Source organism: Brevibacillus daliensis (assembly GCF_021245735.1).
Classification (GTDB): domain Bacteria; phylum Bacillota; class Bacilli; order Brevibacillales; family Brevibacillaceae; genus Brevibacillus_B; species Brevibacillus_B daliensis.
Window position 1 is genome coordinate 276,293 of record NZ_JAJISB010000004.1, and the last position, 21,151, is coordinate 297,443.

The 21,151-nt window shown below is 43.1% G+C and carries 19 protein-coding genes; 16 read left to right on the forward strand and 3 right to left on the reverse strand.

Features of this window, described 5'->3' with window-relative positions:
• Nucleotides 1-8 precede the first annotated feature (8 nt).
• Nucleotides 9-983, reverse strand: coding sequence for a class II fructose-bisphosphatase (gene glpX, locus LM917_RS07125; protein WP_232696790.1), 975 nt, complete (start codon nt 981-983; stop codon nt 9-11).
• A 253-nt stretch (nt 984-1,236) separates the two neighbouring features.
• Here glpX and LM917_RS24760 point away from each other — a divergent pair, with 253 nt between their 5' ends.
• The 4 genes from LM917_RS24760 (at nt 1,237) to nucF (ending at nt 4,084) form a co-directional block, all read left to right on the forward strand.
• Nucleotides 1,237-1,353, forward strand: a complete 117-nt coding sequence (locus tag LM917_RS24760; RefSeq protein WP_373688767.1) for an amino acid ABC transporter permease — start codon at nt 1,237-1,239, stop codon at nt 1,351-1,353.
• Between the two features lie 11 nt (nt 1,354-1,364).
• Nucleotides 1,365-1,799, forward strand: coding sequence for a type VII toxin-antitoxin system HepT family RNase toxin (gene hepT, locus LM917_RS07130; RefSeq protein ID WP_232696791.1), 435 nt, complete (start codon nt 1,365-1,367; stop codon nt 1,797-1,799).
• A 552-nt stretch (nt 1,800-2,351) separates the two neighbouring features.
• Nucleotides 2,352-2,987, forward strand: a complete 636-nt coding sequence (locus tag LM917_RS07135; protein ID WP_232696792.1) for a helix-turn-helix transcriptional regulator — start codon at nt 2,352-2,354, stop codon at nt 2,985-2,987.
• Between the two features lie 317 nt (nt 2,988-3,304).
• Nucleotides 3,305-4,084 (forward strand): 5' nucleotidase NucF, encoded by a 780-nt coding sequence (nucF, locus tag LM917_RS07140; RefSeq protein WP_232696793.1) that lies wholly within the window; start codon nt 3,305-3,307, stop codon nt 4,082-4,084.
• Here the strand turns inward: nucF and LM917_RS07145 are convergent.
• A complete protein-coding gene (locus LM917_RS07145) occupies nt 4,056-4,604 on the reverse strand; it encodes a phosphatidylglycerophosphatase A family protein (RefSeq protein WP_232696794.1) in 549 nt (182 codons plus the stop codon). The genes nucF and LM917_RS07145 overlap by 29 nt on opposite strands.
• A gap of 155 nt (nt 4,605-4,759) precedes the next feature.
• Here LM917_RS07145 and LM917_RS07150 point away from each other — a divergent pair, with 155 nt between their 5' ends.
• Genes LM917_RS07150 through LM917_RS07160 form a run of 3 tightly spaced genes read left to right on the forward strand, consistent with a single transcriptional unit; the run spans nt 4,760 to nt 7,687 of the window.
• Nucleotides 4,760-5,884 (forward strand): YutH/CotS family kinase-like spore coat protein, encoded by a 1,125-nt coding sequence (locus tag LM917_RS07150; protein ID WP_232696795.1) that lies wholly within the window; start codon nt 4,760-4,762, stop codon nt 5,882-5,884.
• Nucleotides 5,805-6,764 (forward strand): 2-hydroxyacid dehydrogenase, encoded by a 960-nt coding sequence (locus LM917_RS07155; protein ID WP_232696869.1) that lies wholly within the window; start codon nt 5,805-5,807, stop codon nt 6,762-6,764. Before LM917_RS07150 ends, LM917_RS07155 begins: the two co-directional genes overlap by 80 nt.
• Nucleotides 6,761-7,687: an alpha/beta hydrolase gene (locus LM917_RS07160; protein ID WP_232696796.1), complete on the forward strand. Its 927-nt coding sequence runs from the start codon at nt 6,761-6,763 to the stop codon at nt 7,685-7,687. The genes LM917_RS07155 and LM917_RS07160 overlap by 4 nt, the downstream gene beginning before the upstream one ends.
• Nucleotides 7,688-7,742: 55 nt before the next feature.
• Here LM917_RS07160 and LM917_RS07165 read toward each other — a convergent pair whose 3' ends face one another.
• Entirely contained in the window at nt 7,743-7,964 is a 222-nt protein-coding gene (locus tag LM917_RS07165; protein WP_232696797.1) for a NifU family protein, read from the reverse strand.
• Between the two features lie 267 nt (nt 7,965-8,231).
• On the opposite strand from LM917_RS07165, the gene LM917_RS07170 reads away from it, so the two are divergent.
• The 9 genes from LM917_RS07170 (at nt 8,232) to cysK (ending at nt 21,150) form a co-directional block, all read left to right on the forward strand.
• Nucleotides 8,232-9,335, forward strand: a complete 1,104-nt coding sequence (locus LM917_RS07170; protein WP_309241941.1) for an ROK family protein — start codon at nt 8,232-8,234, stop codon at nt 9,333-9,335.
• Between the two features lie 56 nt (nt 9,336-9,391).
• The gene (locus LM917_RS07175; RefSeq protein ID WP_232696799.1) at nt 9,392-10,504 is read left to right on the forward strand and encodes an extracellular solute-binding protein; all 1,113 of its coding nucleotides are present in this window, start codon (nt 9,392-9,394) and stop codon (nt 10,502-10,504) included.
• A gap of 80 nt (nt 10,505-10,584) precedes the next feature.
• Nucleotides 10,585-11,670 carry an ABC transporter ATP-binding protein gene (locus LM917_RS07180; protein WP_232696800.1) on the forward strand — a complete coding sequence of 362 codons (1,086 nt, stop codon included), beginning with the start codon at nt 10,585-10,587 and terminating at the stop codon, nt 11,668-11,670.
• A gap of 12 nt (nt 11,671-11,682) precedes the next feature.
• A complete protein-coding gene (locus tag LM917_RS07185) occupies nt 11,683-13,410 on the forward strand; it encodes an ABC transporter permease (RefSeq protein ID WP_232696801.1) in 1,728 nt (575 codons plus the stop codon).
• A 121-nt stretch (nt 13,411-13,531) separates the two neighbouring features.
• Nucleotides 13,532-16,069, forward strand: coding sequence for an NEW3 domain-containing protein (locus LM917_RS07190; protein ID WP_232696802.1), 2,538 nt, complete (start codon nt 13,532-13,534; stop codon nt 16,067-16,069).
• Between the two features lie 174 nt (nt 16,070-16,243).
• The gene (argH, locus tag LM917_RS07195) at nt 16,244-17,755 is read left to right on the forward strand and encodes an argininosuccinate lyase (RefSeq protein ID WP_232696803.1); all 1,512 of its coding nucleotides are present in this window, start codon (nt 16,244-16,246) and stop codon (nt 17,753-17,755) included.
• On the forward strand, nt 17,752-18,732 hold the full coding sequence (locus tag LM917_RS07200; RefSeq protein ID WP_232696804.1) for an N-acetylglucosamine kinase: 981 nt from the start codon (nt 17,752-17,754) through the stop codon (nt 18,730-18,732). The genes argH and LM917_RS07200 overlap by 4 nt, the downstream gene beginning before the upstream one ends.
• 25 nt (nt 18,733-18,757) lie before the next feature.
• A complete protein-coding gene (locus tag LM917_RS07205; RefSeq protein ID WP_232696805.1) occupies nt 18,758-19,501 on the forward strand; it encodes a PIG-L deacetylase family protein in 744 nt (247 codons plus the stop codon).
• A gap of 725 nt (nt 19,502-20,226) precedes the next feature.
• Nucleotides 20,227-21,150, forward strand: coding sequence for a cysteine synthase A (gene cysK, locus LM917_RS07210; protein ID WP_232696806.1), 924 nt, complete (start codon nt 20,227-20,229; stop codon nt 21,148-21,150).
• Nucleotide 21,151: the final 1 nt, after the last annotated feature.

Below are 21,151 nucleotides of genomic sequence, written 5' to 3' on the forward strand. Positions count from 1 at the left end.
TTATCTACCTACTTCCCAAGTATAATAGCTTTATGCTCCATATCATGCATAGCGCGAACAAAACGGATTGTTTTGGTTCTGGCACGCATAACAATGGAGTGCGTCTCAGCTATATTATGACCTAAGATTTTAACTCCTGGCAACAATTCTCCGTCTGAAACTCCAGTTGCAGCAAACAGAGCATCATTTCCCTTAACCAAATCATCGATCAACAGAATTTGTTCCGGATCAGCCAGTCCCATGTTGCAGCAACGTTCGCGCTCTTCCTCATTTTGAGGTACAAGCTGGGCTTGCATGTCTCCACCTAGACATTTAATGGCAGCAGCGCTGATAACCCCCTCAGGAGCACCACCAATACCAACAAAGAGATCGATTCCTGTGTTTGGCATGCATGCGGCAATCGCAGCGCCAACATCACCATCGCCAAATAGCTTAACACGAGCTCCTTTTGCCAGTACAGCATCAATGATCGCCTGATGACGTTCACGTTCTTGAATAATAACCGTTACATCCTCAACGCGTTTGAAATTGGCTTCTGCTACAACATCTATCATTTTTTCAACTGAGTCATCAATCTGAATCTTTCCTGCTGCGGCAGGACCGACAACCATTTTTCTCATATACATGTCAGGAGCATGCAACAGGCTGCCTTTTTTCCCAATTGCTACAACGGCCATAGCATTGTTTTGACCTTTGGAAACGATTGTAGTCCCTTCCAGGGGATCAACGGCAATGTCTACTTCTGGTGTATTGGCGGCGCATGTTCCTAGTTTTTCACCAATATAAAGCATAGGAGCTTCATCCAGTTCACCTTCTCCAATGACAACCGTTCCATTCATATTAATAGATTCGAACATAGATCGCATTGCCTTGGTAGCAGCATCATCTGCCTCGTTCTTTTTACCTCGTCCCATCCATTCAGCTGAAGCTAGAGCAGCTGCTTCTGTTACCCGTACGACTTCCAGTGTGAAATCTCTATCCATGTTTTTCCCTCCACGCTACTCTTCTGTTTTATATTTACGTAAACCCGTGGCTCTATTTCGGTTATATTCTATCATAGATACAGCGTGAAAATAGATGTAGAGTTTATGGAAAAGCGAAAGAAAGGAAATAAGTTGCTTATAATGTGCGGATTTATACGATTCTAAGCAATTGTAGGATACTCTCTAAAAGCTATCAGATACATTTTCATCTTCTGCTTTTTTGCTATAATGGGGATGAAAGAAGGTGAGTCTGGTGTCAAAGGAGATTTCTGAGAGCGTGCTGATTTTAATGGTTGTTGTTCTTACTTTTGTAGGCACGATCTTTTGGGCAAAACGGGCTTCCAAGAAACGCAAAAAACAGGACGAATAGGCGGGATACACGTGTACAACGTAAATACAAACAAGATCGAAACCGTGTTGACGTATATGGAAAAAATGCTAGCTATTTTAGAGGAACTTCTCACGTATTCTGATGAAACCATTCAGCAGGATGATACGAAAAAACTGGCAACTGAGCGGGCATTTCATCTTTGTATAGAAGGTATTGCTGATGTAGGAAACGCACTTATCGATGGTTTTATCATGCGAGATCCAGGTAGTTATACTGATATCGTAGAAATTTTGCGAGACGAGCAGGTACTTACAGAAGGGCAGGCAGCTGCTCTACACCAGGTCGTAACCTTCCGTAAACCGCTTGCCCATGACTATACAGAAGTGCCAGTTGCTGACATGATAATTCTGATTCGTCAGTCTCTTCCTGATCTTATGACATTTGCTCCATCAGTAAGGGCGTATGTAAAAAAGGAGCTATTTTAGCGAAGAAAACCAGAAGTCCCGCATGTGTGCAGAATTCGGTTCGGCATGTGTTGGGATGTATGGTTTTTTTACTTAATGACTACTGTAGTGGGGATGCAGAAGAAGCACATTTTTGTCTGTGAACTCGTTAAGGTCCAGCAAAGAAACGTAGACTTTCCGCACTCTTTGCCGAGTAGCTAAGTAGGACCTTAAATAGTTCTGGACAAAAAATGCGCTTCTTCTGCCAAGGGCTGTAGACGATTAAAAAAGCCAGAATCAAAACCAAAGGAATGAAAAACCATCTTCTCTTTTCACAAGGAGCGTCTTGGCGAAGCCCAACTCAGCGGGGTGAAGACTTTTAGCGAAGGGTGAAAAGAGAAGCTGGTTTTCTCCACTAAGGTAGGGTGAAAACCAGCTTTTATTATCTTTCTTAGAAAAATGGGAAAAATCACACTTTGAACTTGTTTCAGGATTGACAAATTTAGATGCTTATTATTAAACAAAAGACTTTCATTAGTTTACTAATCGATTGGAATGAGCTACAATAAGGTTCAAGAAGGGATGGTGAAACGTGTGTCAAAGGAACAAGCATCAACGCGCGACCAGATACTGCATATGCTTAAACTGAAGGGACAGCTATCCGTCAGTGATATTGCTCAGGATCTGGGCATTACCGAAATGGCCGTGCGTCGCCATCTCAATACGTTGGAGCGCGACAACCTGATTCAGTCTTCACTGGTGCGGCAAGCTATGGGGCGTCCTACTAATGTGTACTCCTTATCTCAAGAGGCTGATGAGTTATTCCCACGCAATTATCACGATTTTACGCTGGATTTTTTACAGGACATCGCTGATTTGGATGGGGAAGAAAAGATAAATGCTTTATTCCGCAGACGGAAAGATCGTTTGGAAGAAAACTATCGTCCGTTTATCCAAGGGGACTTGGAGGAACGAGTAGCGGCATTAGCGGAGATTCAAAACCAAAAGGGTTATATGGTAGAGTGGGGAAAGGATGAAGTAACAGGGGATTACTTCCTCAAGGAATTTAACTGTCCGATCTCGCAGGTCGCCAAGCAATTTAATCAAGCATGTAGTTGTGAGCTTTCCCTATTCCAGCAAGTACTGGATACGAAAGTGGAGCAGTCCTCGTGTATAGCAAAGGGCGGCGACAAATGCCTGTACAAAATTAAACAAAAACCTCAAACATAAGGTATGAAGAAGTCCCCAATCGAAGAAGTAGGGACTTCTTTTTAATGGATGTTTTTCATGTATATCAGGAAGTAACACCTGCAAGTATATACATTCTGATACAGTAATAAAAGCCACTCCATTTGGAGAGGTTTTTTCTGTGAAAAACGTCTCGACGTTTTTCATAAGAGTGAAATGTGACCGCTTGCGGTCCAACAAAACGGTAATGACCGTTTTGTTACTATAATTGATAGGAAGACTCGCAATACGTAGCAGTGTCTTCGATAAGAATTCACCATCTGAGATGTACATACTTATTGATGAAAGGGTTTGGAACATTGAAGAACTATAAAGGATATCTACTAGATCTTGACGGAACAATCTATCACGGTACACGAGTTATTCCAGAAGCAATTACATTTATTAATGAACTAAATAAACGAGGAATTCCATACCTGTATCTTACCAACAATTCAATGGTTACAGCAGAAGGTGTAGCCGACCGTTTGAGTGGCATGGGGATTCCTGCAAAACCAGAGCAGGTATATACAACAAGCATGGCGACTGCCACTTATTTGGCTGATCAGAAGGAGAAAGATAAAACGTTCTTCGCAATTGGAGAAACTGGGGTTTTTGAAGCAATGAACAAGGAAGGATTCACGTACACGGAAAATAATCCTTCTTATGTAGTCGTAGGGCTGGATCGTCAATTCACCTATGAAAAGCTCTCCATTGCTGCAAGAGCAATCCGCAATGGTGCTACATTTGTTGCTACCAATATTGACCCAGCGTTACCAACAGAAAATGGATTTTTGCCAGGAGGAGGCTCCATCGTTGCTTCCGTAACCACTGCCTCTGCGACAAAACCAACTGTTATTGGTAAACCTGAGCGCATTATTGTGGAATACGCATTAGAAAAATTAGGGACATCCCCTGAGGAGACTATCATTGTCGGGGACAATCTCCTGACTGATATCCAAGCAGGAGTCAATGCAGGTATTGACTCACTGCTCGTACTATCAGGCTATTCTACAAAGGATGACGCAGATAAATATGAAGTGTCTCCTACTTACATCGAGGAAAGCTTGCTTACTTGGATTCAGAAGATGCCATCTTAGCGCGGTAAGCTTCTTCCTGTCTGTGTCGATAACGGTGAGCAAGCCGGCTTGAAGCTGCGGCAGCAATGGCACCTACAAGGTCATCCAGAAATGTATGTATGCCATATGCCTTGTCGTTCAGTTTTTGCAGAACGCCGTATTTACGTTTATCGGCATATCCGTAGTTGGTAAAACCAATACTGCCATACAGATTAACAATGGCGAGGGACATTACTTCGTCTACACCATATAGTGATTCGTCATTTGCAAGCATTTCTTGAAGCGGGGAGATGAGTTTGCCCTCTTCTGCCAGCATATCCAGTTGAATGCCGGTTAGGAGGGCATTCTGTACTTCCCGCTTATTTAATACAGCATGAATACTTTCAAGTGCTTGGTCCATTGTGATATCCGGGATGTAATTTTCCTGTAAGATCATTACGATCTCACCGATATCTTCAAGTGTAACACCGCGTTGTTCCAATAGCTCCAATGCTTTTTGATAAACCTGGTCACTCCAGATAATTACTTTGTCATCTTCCAACGAGTATCCCCTCTTTTTTAGATATTGGTACGGATAGTATTAGGTTGCTTACTAATGACTATACCCAAAAGTAAACATGACCTAATTTGTTCACTAGGCACCTTTCCTTCGTTTGATTCATAAAATGAAATTCAGCAAGGATAGGAGGTCGCATTATGGAAAAATTAATCGGGAAAATTTGTGATGAGTACAATTTTATTGATATGGAATACAAGGAAGAGAATGGTCGACAATTGCTGTATACAGAGCGAGGACTTCATTATTTACACTCATGTCCACCTGCCTATAAACATAAAGGATTTCTTGTGGAAAAAGTTATAGATGCGATTCAATCAAATTGCTCACTAGAGGTCCTTCCTGTCTGTAAGACCAGAGAGGGGGGAGTACATCTAAAGTATGATGATAAGCTCTATTACTTGCAGGAAGGGCTAAGAGAAACAAATGTGGAAGAGCATTACTATCTGCTTGGTAAGACATTAGCAGAATTTCATAAGGCAACTTGCTCTTGTGGATGGGATAAGCTGTATACACCTTATCTTTCCAATGGAAGCTGGAATTCTATGTGGGAAAAGAAGTGTAAAGAATACGAGGAATTTTTGGATGATTTAGATGAGCTTGAATGTTATTCGGAATTGGATGTCTATCTGCTCACTATGTTTAACTATGTGAATCAGTTGGGGAAAACGGCGATTAAATATTTGGACAATAACGGATACCGCAAAATGGTTCCACAGATAGCTAAACACGGAAAGATAGCGTTCCAAAACTTTCAGGAAGGCCATATTATTTTTCATGAAAGTGGCAGTTGCTATCTAGCTGGTCAGTATAGCTGGGTTTTAGATATACGGACCCGTGATATTGGCCAAGGAATCAAGTGGCTCATTCGCAAGCATGGTTGGAATGAAGAGCATGTCATTCAGTTTTTGAAAGGGTATAATTGTGTTGCGGAGTTGTATAAGGAAGAGTATGCCTTTATTTATGCCATTCTCTTATATCCCTCAAAATTTCTCAAGTCGGTTGAGGATTATTCAGTGTTGTCAGTAGAGGAAAGGGAGCAACTAGGGGAAGAATGGAAAACAGGGTTGGAAAAAGAGCTGGTCTTGATGGAGCATGTTCTGGGAGAGTATCCACAAGCGATTGCTGAACATTTTACCGTTACAATTCCTGAAATAAATTGGTTATGGAGGTTCTCTCGAAATGATGAAAAAACCATTTGTATACGTGACGAGGAAAGTTTCGGACGAAGCTTTGAATCTTCTTACTTCGTTCGCCACGATTGAAGTATGGGAAAAGGAGTATCCGGTTCCTAGAGAGATTCTGCTCAAAAAAGTAGGTCAGGCGGATGCTCTTTATGTGATGCTATCTGATCGGATTGACCGTGAGCTACTTGATCATGCTCCCCATTTGAAAGTCGTATCCACGATGGCGGTTGGCTATGACAGTATTGATATCCAAGCGTGCAAAGAGAGAGGAATTGTGGTTACCAATACACCTGATGTGCTTACAGATGCAACCGCAGATTTGGCTTTTGGTTTAGTAATGTCTGCGGGACGTCGCTTCATTGAAGGAAATCGAATGGTTATGAATGGTGAATGGAAGACTTGGAGTCCCTATTTCATGGCAGGGCAAAGCATCCATGGAGCAACCATCGGAATCATCGGGATGGGACGTATTGGGGAAGCAGTGGCTAAAAGAGCTACCGGCTTTGACATGCGAATCATGTACCATAATCGGAATCGTAAACCGAACGCAGAGGAGAAGTATAACGCAGAATATGCAAGCTTGCCAGATATATTGAAGGAAGCTGATTATGTCGTACTACTGACTCCGTTAACAGAAGAAACGAAGGGGCTTATGGGCAAACAGGAATTTGCTCAAATGAAATCTACCGCTGTGTTCGTTAATGCATCCCGAGGGGCAACAGTTGATGAAGAAGCATTGTTTGAAGCTCTTAGAGACGGGACAATTTGGGCAGCAGGTCTGGATGTATTCCAGGTGGAGCCTGTCCCAACAGATCATCCGTTACTTACGCTTCCTAATGTGGTGGCATTACCGCATATCGGAAGTGCTACATATGAGGCACGCAACCAAATGGCTATGCTGGTTGCTAAAAATATTAAGGCTGTTTTACAGGGAGATGAGGCGATTACACCCGTATGAATGGATGGGTCATCTTTCTTATAATCATAGCGATATTATTAGTTGGTGGGATGATCTATATTGGACTAAAGGTAGGAATGAAATTGCTTCATCCCCCTCGTAAGCCACTTCATCAGCGTCCGGATGATTTTGGGATTCGTTCATATGAAGAGATTATGTTTCCCAGTAAGGACGGCTTACGTATCAGTGGATGGTATATGGAAGCGAAGAAGGAGCAAGGAGTAGTTTCTTCCACGATTATTTTTGCTCATGGTTATAGTCAAAATAGATTGGAACCACACGTCCCAGCTCTTGCACTTGCTTCTGATATATTGCGTGCGGGTTATGATGTCCTCATGTTTGACTTTCGTAATGCCGGGTTATCAGAAGGGACAATATCCACGATTGGATTGTACGAACAACGGGATCTGATGGGGGCGGTCGATTATGCCAAAAAACTGAAGCCCGACCATAGTATCGGATTAATTGGATTTTCTATGGGAGCAGCCACCTCGTTAATGGTAGCAGGAGCCGATCCACGTGTGGATGCTGTTGTAGCAGATTCGCCGTTTTCTTCGCTACCAGATTATCTGCGTGATAACCTGCCACGCTGGACAAGATTGCCTAGCTTTCCGTTTAACTGGCTCATCCTTACGCTCATGCCGTGGTTCGTAAGGGAAGATCCGAAGAAGGTAAAGCCGATTGAAGCGTTGAAACGTTATGGTTGTAAGCCCGTTTTACTTATACATGGGACTTGTGACAACACCATCCCTTGTGTAGAGAGTGAGAAGCTTCTGGAAGCGGCTGAACATCCAGAGGCAGAGCTATGGAAGCTTGAGGATGCTGACCATGTAAGATGCTACTCACGCGATCCTGAAGAATATAAGAAGCGTGTTTTGAAGTTTTTTCAAAAGTATCTATCTAATTTGAATAAGAAAAGCTAAAAAAAAGCATTCATGCACTGTCTGTGCATGAATGCTTACTTTGTTGTATATGATGTTAGAAAACTTGTTGTACTTCTACGATTCCTGGAATTTCTTCCACCAATGCGCGTTCAATACCGGCTTTTAATGTGATGGTTGAGGAAGGGCAACTTCCGCAAGCACCCATCAGGCGCAATTTAACAATACCATCTTCTACATCAACTAACTCAACGTCTCCACCGTCACGTTGTAGATAGGGACGAAGTTTATCCAGTACTTCTTGTACTTGTTCCATCATTGGTTATCACTCCTTTTCCACACTTCCTCTTTATTATAATCCCAATGAGCCAGAAAATCCATGAGTTATTATACTTACAGGTTTCTTTAGTTGGTCATTTCGGAATAGTTTGACTATACTGGGCTCCTGCATTATAATTTCTTGTAAGTTACTTTGTTAGTAAGATTAACTAACTTTGGCGGTGATGGTTATTTGGCGCAACAAAAGAGTACGGGTAATACGAGATTAGTCAAAAATTTAAATAAACAGGAGATCCTGTTACAGTGTATGGCTCAAGAACAAATCTCTCGAGCAGACCTCTCTAAAATAACCAAATTGAGTCGTCCCTGTGTATCTTCTCTAGTAGTGGAACTGATCGAAACAGGTTTTCTTAAAGAGGTAGGAATCGGTAATTCCAAAGGCGGCAGAAAGCCAATTTTGCTTGAGTATAACTATCAAGCTTATGTACTCGTTGGCGCTGTACTTGACGGACACCACTTACATATGGTTTTGGCGGATTTGCGAGGCAGTTTTATTAAGCGCTTTCAAATGGCAATTAAACCTGATGCCGACACACAAGAAACGTTCAAAGCGTTGGAACGGGGTGTGCAAGAGCTTTTACAAGAAAGTGGCTATGACAGAGAACATCTGTTGGGAGTTGGGATCGGTTTACCTGGGATTGCTCAGCGCAGAGATGGTACAGTCAGCTTCTCTCCAGTTACAGGCTGGGCAGGATTACCGATTCAGCAAGAGTTGGAGCAACGTCTGGGTGTTCCTGTAATGATCGACAACGATGTAAACATGATGACGTTAGCAGAGTATTCCCGTGGAGTGGGTGCTGGGTACGGCTCCGTTGTATATATGTATGTGGGTACTGGAATTGGCTCAGGTATCATTCTAGATGGGCAAATGTTTCGTGGTTCTAAAGAAGCAGCAGGCGAGGTTGGATGCATGATGATAGGTCCTATCCCTGCTGTTCGGGAGAAAGATACCGGAGTATTTGAACAAAACTTTTCACTGTATGGTATCAAACAACGAGCTAGGGAACTCCTCTCCGATCATCAAGAAGGCGAGAGTCTTATAGAGCATCTAACCAAACTGGCGTCCAACGGTTCTAAAGAAGCAGAACAGCTCCTGGAGGAGACATACAAGCATTGGACGTTTGGAATGGTGAATTTGATCAGTGTTTTGAATCCCGAATTGCTGATCTTAAGCGGAGAGATGATCCATATTGATGAAAAAGGGGTGAGTCAAATCAAGGGATGGCTTCAAGAATGGGTCCCCGTCGTACCAGAAATCGAAAAGGCAAGTTTGGGAGATCAAGCTGGTTTGGTGGGGGCGGTACAAAGCGTACTAGAAGCATTTCCACTCGACAGACTCTTGCAGCAATGAAAGACTCAATTATCTAAGCAACAATTAATCACATGATAAAGAGGGGGAAACAATCAATGAAAAAGTCTAAAGGGCGAGTATCCCGATGGATGAAAGGAATTGCAACTGGAACATTGGTTTTGGCTCTGGCAGCTTGTTCTTCTGGAGGCGGTGGAGGAACAGGTGGAGAGACAGGAAAGTCAGGTGGTTCAACACCAGCACCAGAGGCATCTGCTGAACAAAAGCTGGTCATCTACACTGGTCGTGACAAAAACATGGCTGAAGAAGTTATTAAATCTTTTAATGCGAAACACCCTGAAGTAAAAGTAGATTTTATGACGCTGGGCGCTCAGGAAATTTTGGAGCGTGTTCGTGCAGAAAAAGCGAATCCCCAAGCAGACTTCTGGTGGGGGGGAACGCAATCAGCTCTTATGACTGCGGCTGATGAAGGACTATTGGAGGAACATAAACCTTCCTTCGACTCAGCTGTTCCAGCCCTGTATAAAGATGAAAAAGGTCGCTGGTATGGAGAGATGCTATTACCTGAAGTAATCATGTACAATCCTCAGATGATCCCGAAAGAAGAAGCACCGAAAGATTGGGATGAACTACTTGATCCTAAATACAAAGATAAAATTGTCATTCGTGGCGTATTAAAATCTGGAACGATGAGAACAATCTATTCTTCCATGATTTATCGCCAAGGTCCTGATACACCTGAAAAAGGTTACGAATGGTTGATGAAGCTAGATGCGAACACGAAAGAATATGCAACAGATCCAACTAACCTATATCTGAAAATGGCACGTCAAGAAGCAGGTATCTCCCTATGGAACCTACAAGATATCATGCTACAAAAAGAAACCAAGAACCAACCTTTCGACTACATTTATCCGAAGAGCGGCGCTCCAATCCTGGTTGATGGTGTAGCTATGGTTAAAGGTGCGAAAAACAGTGAAGCAGCGAAAAAATTCTATGAGTTTTTGTTTGAAGAGAAAACACGTCTAGACTTAGCAGAAAAATATTTCCAAATTCCAACTCGTGAAGATATCAGTAAAGAAAGCTTACCTTCTTGGATGAAAGATATAGAGCTTAAACCACTAGATATCGATTGGAAGCTAATGGCTGAGAAAGAGAAAGAATGGATGCAATATTGGGATGAGAACGTAAAAGGTAAGGGCAAAAAATAATAAGTAGATAGTAACGAACAAGTATGACCAATAGACGGAGGGAAACCTCCGTCTTGCATCATAAGAGGGGGGGACGCAAGGTGAGCGGTGTAACATTGGAGCATGTAAGCAAAACATTTGGAGAGGCAAAAGGGGTAGAAAACGTCCACATAGATATTAAACAGGGTGAGTTCTTCACGTTTCTTGGACCCAGTGGCTGTGGGAAAACGACAACACTCCGGATGATTGCCGGTTTCTACTACCCATCACAAGGAATCATTCGCTTTGGCGATATGGAAATGACGAATGTTCCTCCGCATAAACGCAATACAGGAATGGTTTTTCAAAATTATGCCTTGTTTCCGCATATGACGGTTTTTGAGAATATTGCATTCGGTCTACAGGTTCGTAAAATGAGCAAACAACAGATCAAGGAAAAGGTAGAGCAGGCACAAAAATTAGTTCATTTGGATGGATATTCGGATAGACGTATCGACCAATTATCGGGAGGACAACAACAACGTGTCGCATTGGCGCGTGCGTTGGTTATTGAGCCTTCTATCTTACTACTGGATGAACCGTTATCCAATCTAGATGCCAAGCTGCGGGAAGAAACGCGGTACGAGATCAAACGGTTGCAATTGGAGCTCGGCATCACCACGATTTATGTTACACATGATCAGGCAGAGGCAATGTCCATGTCAGACCGTATCATGGTGATGCAGAGCGGTGAAGTGCAGCAGATCGGTACACCGCACGAAATTTATAACAAGCCTGCAAACCGCTTTGTAGCTTCCTTTATTGGAGAGACGAACATTTGGGAAGGCATTGTACGAGAGGTTACAGGTAACGAAGTACTGGTAGAAATTCATCAGAGCCTTATGTTGAAAGGATATGTCGAGAATGCTTCTTCGTCGGCAGACCTATCTGTTGGTTCTAAGATAGCGGTTTCAGTAAGACCAGAAGTAATTGAGCAGTGCAACAGTAATTCAGAAGAATATGACAACAAAGTGCAATGCGAGATCACAGTGTCTGAATTTAATGGTGCGAGCGTCAATTATATGTGCAATGTAGCAGAAAATGTTCAGATAAAAGCAATGTTTATTAACCAAGGAAGTCGAGTGAAACAAAGCGGAGAGTCGATTGCTTTCCAAATTCCAAAAGAAAGTATCTACTTCGTCGGATAAGGAGGAAAGAGCATGAACCTACAAACAGAGCCGACTCGTACATTGAAACAGCGCCGTTCGCTGGTTTCCTCCAAATATTTTGTTTATGTGCTAGTTGCACCGCTGTTTTTTATCTTACTTGCTTTTGTTATCTTTCCGATGTTCCAAACCTTTTTGCAAAGTATGCAAATGGAAGGTTCATTTTCCCTGGCCAACTACGCAAAGTTTTTTAGTCTGGAGCACACCTCCAATCTGGAAGCACTCTGGACCAGCATTTATATATCGGTATTAAGTGTCATTACGTGCGGGATCGTCGGAATCTCCATGGCATTTTTGTTGGAGAGATATGATTTTCCGGGGCGTAAAATCCTTACCGTATTAGCTATGGTCCCAATGGCATTGCCTCCGTTAATCGGTGTTCTTTCCTTTACGTTCCTATATGGTGAGAGCGGTATTATCCCGCGTGCGCTAAAAGAGTTATTTCAATTACAGCAGGTCCCTTTCTCGCTCAAAGGAATCTGGGGTGTCATTGTGGTTCATACGTTTACCATGTACACCTACTTCTTCATGACGGCTTCTGCTGCTATAAAAGGGCTTGATCCATCGCTAGAGGAAGCTGCAGCTAGTTTAGGAGCGAATCGATTGCGGGTTTGGCGCAAAATCATTTTGCCAATGCTTACACCATCGATTGTTGCTTCATCCTTATTGGTTTTCATGGTGTCGATGGCATCTTATACAGCACCTCTCATTTTCGGAATTGACCGGACGATGACGATGCAAATTTATCTTTCCCGAACGAATGGCAGTCTTGATATGGCGGCTACACAATCTACGATTCTATCGATTGTTTCTGTTCTGTTCTTATTATTCATGCGTTGGTATCAAAACGCTCGTAACTATCAGAATCAGAGCAAGGGAGTTAGTGTGCATCGTACGGAAGTGAAAAGTAAAGCAGGACGCTATCTGGCGATGGTTTTGTCTACACTGGGAGTAATCATTCTGATGCTACCGATTCTGGTACTCGTACTGCTTTCCTTCTCCAAGGATGGGACATGGACGATTCAAATCCTGCCACCAGAGTATACGGTTGCCCATTATGTGGCACTCTTCACTGATGCGGATACATGGGGACCAATCGCAACCAGCTTTAAGCTTAGCTCCTTAGCTACAATTGGAAACGTGATTTTTGGCGTTGCTGCCGCTTATGCGATGGTGCGCATGAACTTTAAAGGTAAAACACTGATGGATGTTCTTATCATGTTACCGTGGGCTTTGCCAGGTACGGTAGTAGGTATCAATCTGATTACGGCATTTAGTGAGCCAAGTGTATTTAGTTTCAATCAGGTATTAGTCGGTACAGTCTGGATTATTCCGCTGGCCTACTTCGTTCGACATTTGCCGCTTGTTTTCCGTTCCACTTCGGCAACGTTAATGCAGACGGATCACTCAGTAGAGGAAGCCGCACGCAATTTAGGGGCATCATGGTGGTATAGCTTCCGTCGAGTGGTCTTCCCTATGGCGCTAAGCGGAATATTGGCTGGTACTCTACTCGCTTTTGTTCAGGGTATCGGAGAATTCGTAGCTTCCATCCTTCTCTTTACACCGAGTAACACACCGATTTCGGTTGAAATTTTCCAACGTATGTATGCGTTTGAATTTGGAACAGCTTGCGCGTACGGCGTTTTGCAAGTGGTACTAATCATCATCGTCTTATTCCTCTCGAAGAAATTGACAGGGGATTCGGCAGGGTCAGCAGTGTAACTCTTGTTATTCATCTCGGCATCATGAAAGGAGGCAGGCAATGCCGTGATTTTACAGGAATAAACCAACAGCCACTTCCTGTATAAAGAATAAGATTTGCATGAAAAAGGGGGAGAAAAGTTTGAGTAAAAGAAAGTCGCGATCCAAATGGATATCTGCAACAGTCAGTACAGCGCTTGTTACCAGTTTACTTATTCCTTTAACCATCTCACCTACTCCGGCTCATGCAGACAGAGGGACAGTGGATCTCTGGAAATCAATTCTTCCTTTGACCACTATTGCCAGTGCCATGAATACAGGAGCACATCCTGACGATGAGCATAGTGCTACTCTTGCCTACCTAGCTTTAGGAAAAGGCGTAAATACCAGCAGTTTGATTGCTAACCGAGGAGAAGGCGGTCAGAATGAAATAGGGAGCGAGCTAGGCAACGCACTGGGAATTATCCGCACTCGCGAGTTGCAAGAGGCCTCCAAGGTGACGAATGTACACCTCTTTAATTTAAGTCAGGAAATTAATGATCCGATTTTTGACTTTGGTTTTTCCAAGAGCCCTGATGAAACGTTGAAAAAATGGGGCGAGGATGTTGCTTATGAACGTCTGATTCGTCATATCAGAGAGCAACGCCCTGATGTCATTATCCCTGCATTTTTAAATGAAGATTCCACACATGGTCATCACCGAGCCATTAATATCATGACGGTGAGGGCTTATGCAGATGCAGCTGATCCGACGGTGTTTCCAGAGCATGCGAAGGAAGGCATAGCTCCTTGGCAAATTAAAAAGCTGTATGAACCAGCCGATGAAAAGGATAATACCCTTGCTGTACCTACAGGCGATTACGATCAAATCTATGGGGCTTCTTACAGACAGTTGGGTGAGGAATCACGCTTCATGCATAAGAGCCAGGGTATGGGTCGCCATTATGATGAAGGTCCAAGCTACGCTTATTACAAGCTAAAATCTAACTCAGAGACTCCGAAAAAAGAAAAGGATATGTTTGATGGAATCGCCTTTACTTTTGAAGACCTGGCAAAACAGGTAGAGAAAGAGAAGGATGGCAAGCGTGTCGCCAAAGAACTAATGAGTTTACAGAAAGAAGCAGATGAGGTAATTGCAGCTTATCCTACCTTTAGTAATGTAGCAAAAGAAGTGCATGAAATGATCGAAGAGGTAGATGAAGCCAAGAAAATAACAGAATCCTCTACTATCAGTGAGGAATGGAAAACAGATATTTTACACCGCTTGAAGGTAAAAGAGGAGCAGTTAAACAAAGCAAGTGTGGAAGCATTGTCACTTGTCGTCAAGGTTAAGCCAGAGAGTAATGAGCTGATTGCCGGACAAACCACCAAAATGACAGTAACAGCTTACAATGGCGGCAACGTTGATATTAAAAGCGCCAAGCTGAACCTTGCCTTACCAGAAGGCTGGATTGCAAGAGCAAAAGGACCGACCACCTTCTCCAAGTTAGGGTATAACCAGACCATTTCTACTACCTATGATGTAATGATCCCGGCAGATGCCAAACTATTTCATCCGTATCAAGATTCACCAGTAAAAGCAAATATTGAGTATCGAGCGTATCAAACGGAAGCAACAGTAGAGGTAAAACCAGATAATGCGATAGGAGTTCTGCCTCCATTCTCATTAACTCTTAATCCAAGCGCTACGGTGCTAAATACGGAGCAGGCAGAAAAACCGATTCCTGTTACTGTTACGGTTAGAAACTATGCACCTAATAAAGTAAGTCCAGTTATCTCGCTTAATCTGCCAGAGGGCTGGAAGGCAGAACCTTCATCACATAAATTAACCTTTGCAGCAAAAGGTGAGAGTAAATCGGTTTCCTTCCAGGTAACAGCAGCTAAAGACGTGCAAAACGGTAAATATACGATTCTAGCCAAAGCAGCAACAGGCGATTTGATAAGTGAGAAGAACGTACAGGTCATTAAATACCCACATATAGGAACGAACTACTACGTTCAACCAGCAGCATTAAATATTCAGGGATTTGATCTAAAAGTAAAAGAGAATCTTAAGGTAGGTTATGTATCCAGTGGATTTGATAACATTGACCAATATCTGCGCCAGCTAGGTGTCAATGTGGTTAATCTGGATGCAAAAGCGATTGAATCAGGTAACCTGGATCAATACGATACGATTGTCCTTGGTATTCGTGCCTACGCATTCCGTCCAGAGTTGATTCCGAGTAACAAGCGTCTATTGGAATACGTAAACAACGGTGGTAATTTGGTGGTTCAGTATCATAAACCAGAAGATAAGTGGTCACCAGATTTAGCACCATATCCAATTAAGATTGGAGCACCACTTATCAAATACCGTGTAACCGACGAAAATTCCAAGGTAACGATGCTTGCACCTGACCATCCGCTCTTTAACACACCTAACAAAATTACTGACAAGGACTGGGATGGCTGGATTCAAGACCGCTCTGCCTATAACCCTGCGGAATGGGGTAAAGAGTATACGGAGCTAATCTCTAACGGTGATGCTGGTGAGAAAGAATTCACCGGAACATTCCTGAGTGCTCCATATGGAAAAGGAACATATACGTACAGCTCACTTGTCTGGTACAGAGAAATTCCTGAGCTTGTTCCTGGTTCCATTCGCATGTTTGTGAACATGATTAGTCTGGGACAATGACCTGAGTCAATTTAGCAAGTCAAATAAGGAAAAGCAAGTAAACAAGCGCAGAAAGCAAGCAACTCATCGTCAACGTAAGAACATGAGCTGTCTTGTCATACAAGGTGGGGTAGGCGAGTGTGGAATCACACCGTCTCCCCCTGCGTTTGTCTAAAAATAGGAGGATGGAACATCATGAGTTTAAGAGAGCAGATTTTCACACAAGAAGGTACTTCATTTCCAGGTAAAACGTATACAGAATGCGTGTTGGAGCCAGCCTTTCAAGAGGCTAAAACCCATCTGTTGGGACCAATGATGGCAATTAACAAGGCACATCTAATCATGCTAAAAGAAAAAGGGCTGCTTACGCAGGATGAGGCCAAACAGATTGCAAAAGCATTACGGGAATTAGATACAGAGGCCCTTAGCGTTTGTTCGTATACAGGCAAATTCGAAGATTTATTCTTTCAAGTAGAGGATGAATTATTGCAAGCTACTGGAGATATCGCCGGTAATTTGCATTTGGCTCGCAGTCGTAATGACATGGGGATCTGTATTTACCGCATGGTGCTAAGAGAGAAACTGCTCGTAACACTCTCTTCTGGTATAGAGTTGCATAAGTTCCTCCTTGCATTTGCTGATGAGCATGCAGAGACAATCATGATTGGACATACTCATACTCAGCAGGCTCAGCCTACCACGATGGCTCATTATGTCATGGCGATGGCAGATTCACTAGAACGTGATCTGCGTAGAATGAAGGCAGCTTATTATAACTGTAATCGCAGTCCGATGGGAGCAGCAGCTCTGACTACTTCTGGATTTGATATCTCAAGAGAAATGATGCAGGACCTACTTGGATTTGATGAACTGGTTGAAAATTCATATGATGCAATTGGCGGAGCTGATTACATAGGAGAAGCGATGGCTGTCGTTCAGGTAGCAGCAATTAATTTAGGTCGGGCGGTACAGGATTTGCTTCTGTGGTGCACACAGGAATTTGCCGTTTTAAAAGTGGCGAATCCATTTGTGCAAACCAGCTCTATCATGCCGCAGAAGCGAAATCCGGTCTCGTTGGAACACATGCGGGCATTATTGTCCAGTTGTGCTGGTAATGCTGGTACCGTGCTAACCATGATACACAACACACCATTTGGTGATATTGTGGATACAGAAGATGATATGCAGCCATATGTATGGAAAAGCTTAGCTACACTAGATCAGATGTATCGATTGCTCGCTGCAGTTATCACCACTATGGATGTAAATAAGGAAGTATTGGCAGAGCGGGCTAAGGGCAGCTTTGCTACCGTAACAGAGCTTGCAGATACCCTTGTTCGATCCGATTCACTTTCGTTTAGAACATCACATCATATTGTGAGCCGTATCGTCAAAGAGGCGGGGAGCAAAGGCATCTCGGCAGATCAAATTTCGCTTGAGATGGTAAATGAAGCTGCAATGCATGTGATTGGACGTCCGCTCCAACTAACGAAGGAAGAGTTGGCTGCCTCTCTTGATCCTGTACATTTTGTGCAAATTCGCTCATTACCAGGTGGACCAAGTCCTGTAGAGATGAGACGAATGATTACGGTACGGACAAAACGTCAAGAAGAGGCAAAGGATTGGGTTAATCAAGCTGCTTTGCAGTGTCAGAGTGCTTTGAAAAAACTTGATGATGAGCTCTCCACGTGGAGTGAAGAAAAATGAAACAACCAATAATTCCTCTCTTGGCGGTAGATGGAGGGGGAACCAAGTGTCTTGCAATCCTCCTGGATGAAAAAAGCTTGGTTCTGGGTACAGGAAAAGCAGGGTCTTGCAACTATCATGGAAATGGAGTGGCAGGTGCTACTCAGGAATTGCGACAAGCTTTGGAAGAAGCTCTTTCCGATTGGAAGAAAACACGTAGCATAGAAGATACAGACCAACAATCAATCCAGATTGAATGTGCCGTTTTTGGAATGGCAGGCCTTGATACTGAATATGATCGAACCATAATTATGCAGTTTATAACCGATATCCTGAAGGAGCTTTCCTTACAGGTAAAACAGCTGCTTGTGGAGAATGATTGTGTAGCAGCGTTACTAGGTGCAACAGAAGGAAAACCGGGTATACTTGCCATCGCTGGTACAGGTTCCATTGTTTGTGGTATTAATCAAGAGGGGATCAGTTTACGAGCAGGTGGCTGGGGACATCGAGTTGGCGACGAGGGAAGTGGCTACTGGATAGGGAAAGAAGCAGTAATAGCCGTGTTAAAGGAAGCTGATGGCAGACTGGAAGCGACGTGTATGACAGAGAAGCTGCTCGGCTACTTGGATATGAATGATGTGGAGGAGCTTTTCCATTGGGTGTATAGTTCCAACTATTCAGTTGAAAAAATGGGGGAACTCGCTCGCTTGGTAAGTGAAGCTTCTGCTGCAGGAGATCTTGTAGCGCAAGGAATTTTGAAGAAAGCTGGGGTAGAGCTGTTTGCTGGTATAAAAGCAGTTATGATCCGGTTGAATCTGACGAATCAGGCTTGTCCCATTATTTTACAAGGCGGGGTTCTGCAAAACGAGCCGGTAGTTCGTCAAGTATTAATGGAACGCCTTGCTTCCTTTGTCCCCCATGCTGTAGTAGAAAAAGCAAAAAAAGAACCGATCCATGGTGTGATCGCCATGGGAATTGGTCAATTGAACAAGAAGTAGCACATGATAGGGAGGAGACATAAGGATGAAGAAATTACTTTTTATTTTTCCACACCCTGATGATGAGTCCTTTGCCTGTGCAGGCACGATGAGTAAATACAGTGAAGCAGGTCATGAGATTTATCACGTATGTGCAACATCGGGTGATAAGGGTAAATGTGGCCCGTTCAATATCACTTGCAAGAAGGAGTTGGCTTCGTTTCGCGAGAACGAGCTGAAAAAAGCAACTGATTGTACGGGTGTGACAGAGTTAATCTTGTATCGTTTTCCCGATGGAGGACTCTCTGCGATGAATAGGGAAACATTGGTGGAAAAGCTGCGTGAGACCATCATAAAGGTTCTTCCAGATGTCGTGATTACTTTCCCGCCAGACGGGGTGACGGGGCATAATGATCATATTACGCTGTCAGAAGCGACAAAGCAGGCGGTAGTAGAATCAGAACAATGGCTAAAACCACATGAATGGTGCGATCTTTATTATGTATCCATTCCACACTATTATGATCATTGTACGGATCATGCACCATCTGCAACCTATCCGATCACGGGAAAAATCGATATCTCGTCTCAAACAGATAGGAAGGGGCAGGCCATTCAAGCTCATAAAAGTCAGGAGTACTCCGTAAACCGAGCGTATCCAGGTATTCTTGAAGGGGATTTTCGTGTGATTAAGCCGTATGAATACTACACGTTGATTCGTAGTAAGGGAGTGGAAATCACTCCTATAGCAGTAGAACCGGTTCCAGTATTCGATTTTTTTACTGTATAAGTTAAGTATAAATTTCGGGGCTTTACTTCCATATTCACATGAAAAACCTCTATTAACCTCATCGGAAAGCTTTGATAGAGGTTTTTCATATAATGACTACTGTATGGACTGGCAGAAGAAGCCCATTTTTTGACTGCAAACTCGTTGAGGTCCAGCGAAGAAGAGAATACTGCCCGCTACACAGCAAAGAGTACGGAAAGTGCAAAAAGAAGGGATGCTACGCAGTGTCTCATGGGTTGCGCTTTTTAATCCGTACTCTTTGCTGTGTAGCTAGGTAGGACCTTAAATAGTTCTGGACAAAAAATGGGCTTCTTCTGCCAAGGGCTGCAGTGGAATAGCACAAACAAAACCAAAAGCATGAAAAAACCAGCTTCTCTTTTCACACGGAGCGTCTTGGCGAAGCCCATCTCAGCTCCGCACTATTCATCGGGAAAAAGAAGCGATACCCAGCAAGTCTTACAGTGAATACATCGTATAGAGCTTCCCCGATGAATAGTGCGGAGCGGACAGTCTAACCTCTTGCAGGGCGAAGACTTTAAGCGAAGGGCGAAAAGAGAAGCTGGTTTTCTCCACTATGGTAGGAAGAAGACGAACTTTTTCCCACGAGAAAAACAACTTTCTATATTGGTGACGAAAAATTTTTAATAATCATGATATACTAAAAAGTGTTATGTACGTAGATAAAAACTTATTAGATAAATAACAATGAACGGGGGAAGAGTTTTGTGAAAGTGTTCCAAAACATAAAGGATTTAATTGGTAAAACTCCAATTGTAGAAGTAACACAGTTTTCTTTGCCAAAAGGAGTCCGTTTGTTTGCCAAGTTGGAATATTTTAATCCAGGAGGTAGCGTTAAGGATCGGTTGGGAATTGAATTGATTCGAGACGCGGAAGAGAAGGGATTATTACAACCTGGTGGGACAATCATTGAACCAACGGCTGGAAACACAGGAATCGGACTTGCTCTTGCTGCTATACAGACACCTTATCATGTGATTTTTTGTGTACCAGAAAAATTCTCTCTGGAGAAACAGGAATTAATGAGAGCGCTTGGAGCAAAAGTGGTTAATACACCTACGGAAGAAGGCATTCGCGGTGCCATCAAAAAAGCTAAAGAATTGGCAGAAAGCATTCCCGGCTCATTCGTGCCCCAGCAGTTTGCAAATCCAGCTAATCCTCATGCCCATTATAAGACGACAGGTCCTGAAATCTGGGAGCAGATGGATGGAGAAGTTCATACTTTTATTGCAGGGGCAGGATCAGGTGGCACATTTATGGGGGTAGCTCGCTACTTAAAGGAGCAAAATCCTAACATTAAAACCGTAATCATAGAACCAGAAGGCTCTATTCTTAATGGAGGAGCAATAGGACCACACAAGACGGAAGGGATCGGAATGGAACTGATTCCTGAGTTTATGGATACTAGTTACTTTGATGAGATTTACACGATTTCCGATGAAGATGCTTTTCTACAGGTTAAGGAATTGGCGAGAAAAGAAGGAATTTTAGCAGGTAGCTCATCGGGAGCGGCTATGGAAGCAGCTCTTCAGGAAGCTGCAAAATCAACTCCTGGAACAAATATTGTGGTCATATTCGCAGATAGCAGTGAACGTTACCTATCTAAACAAATTTATCAAGGAGGAATCTAAC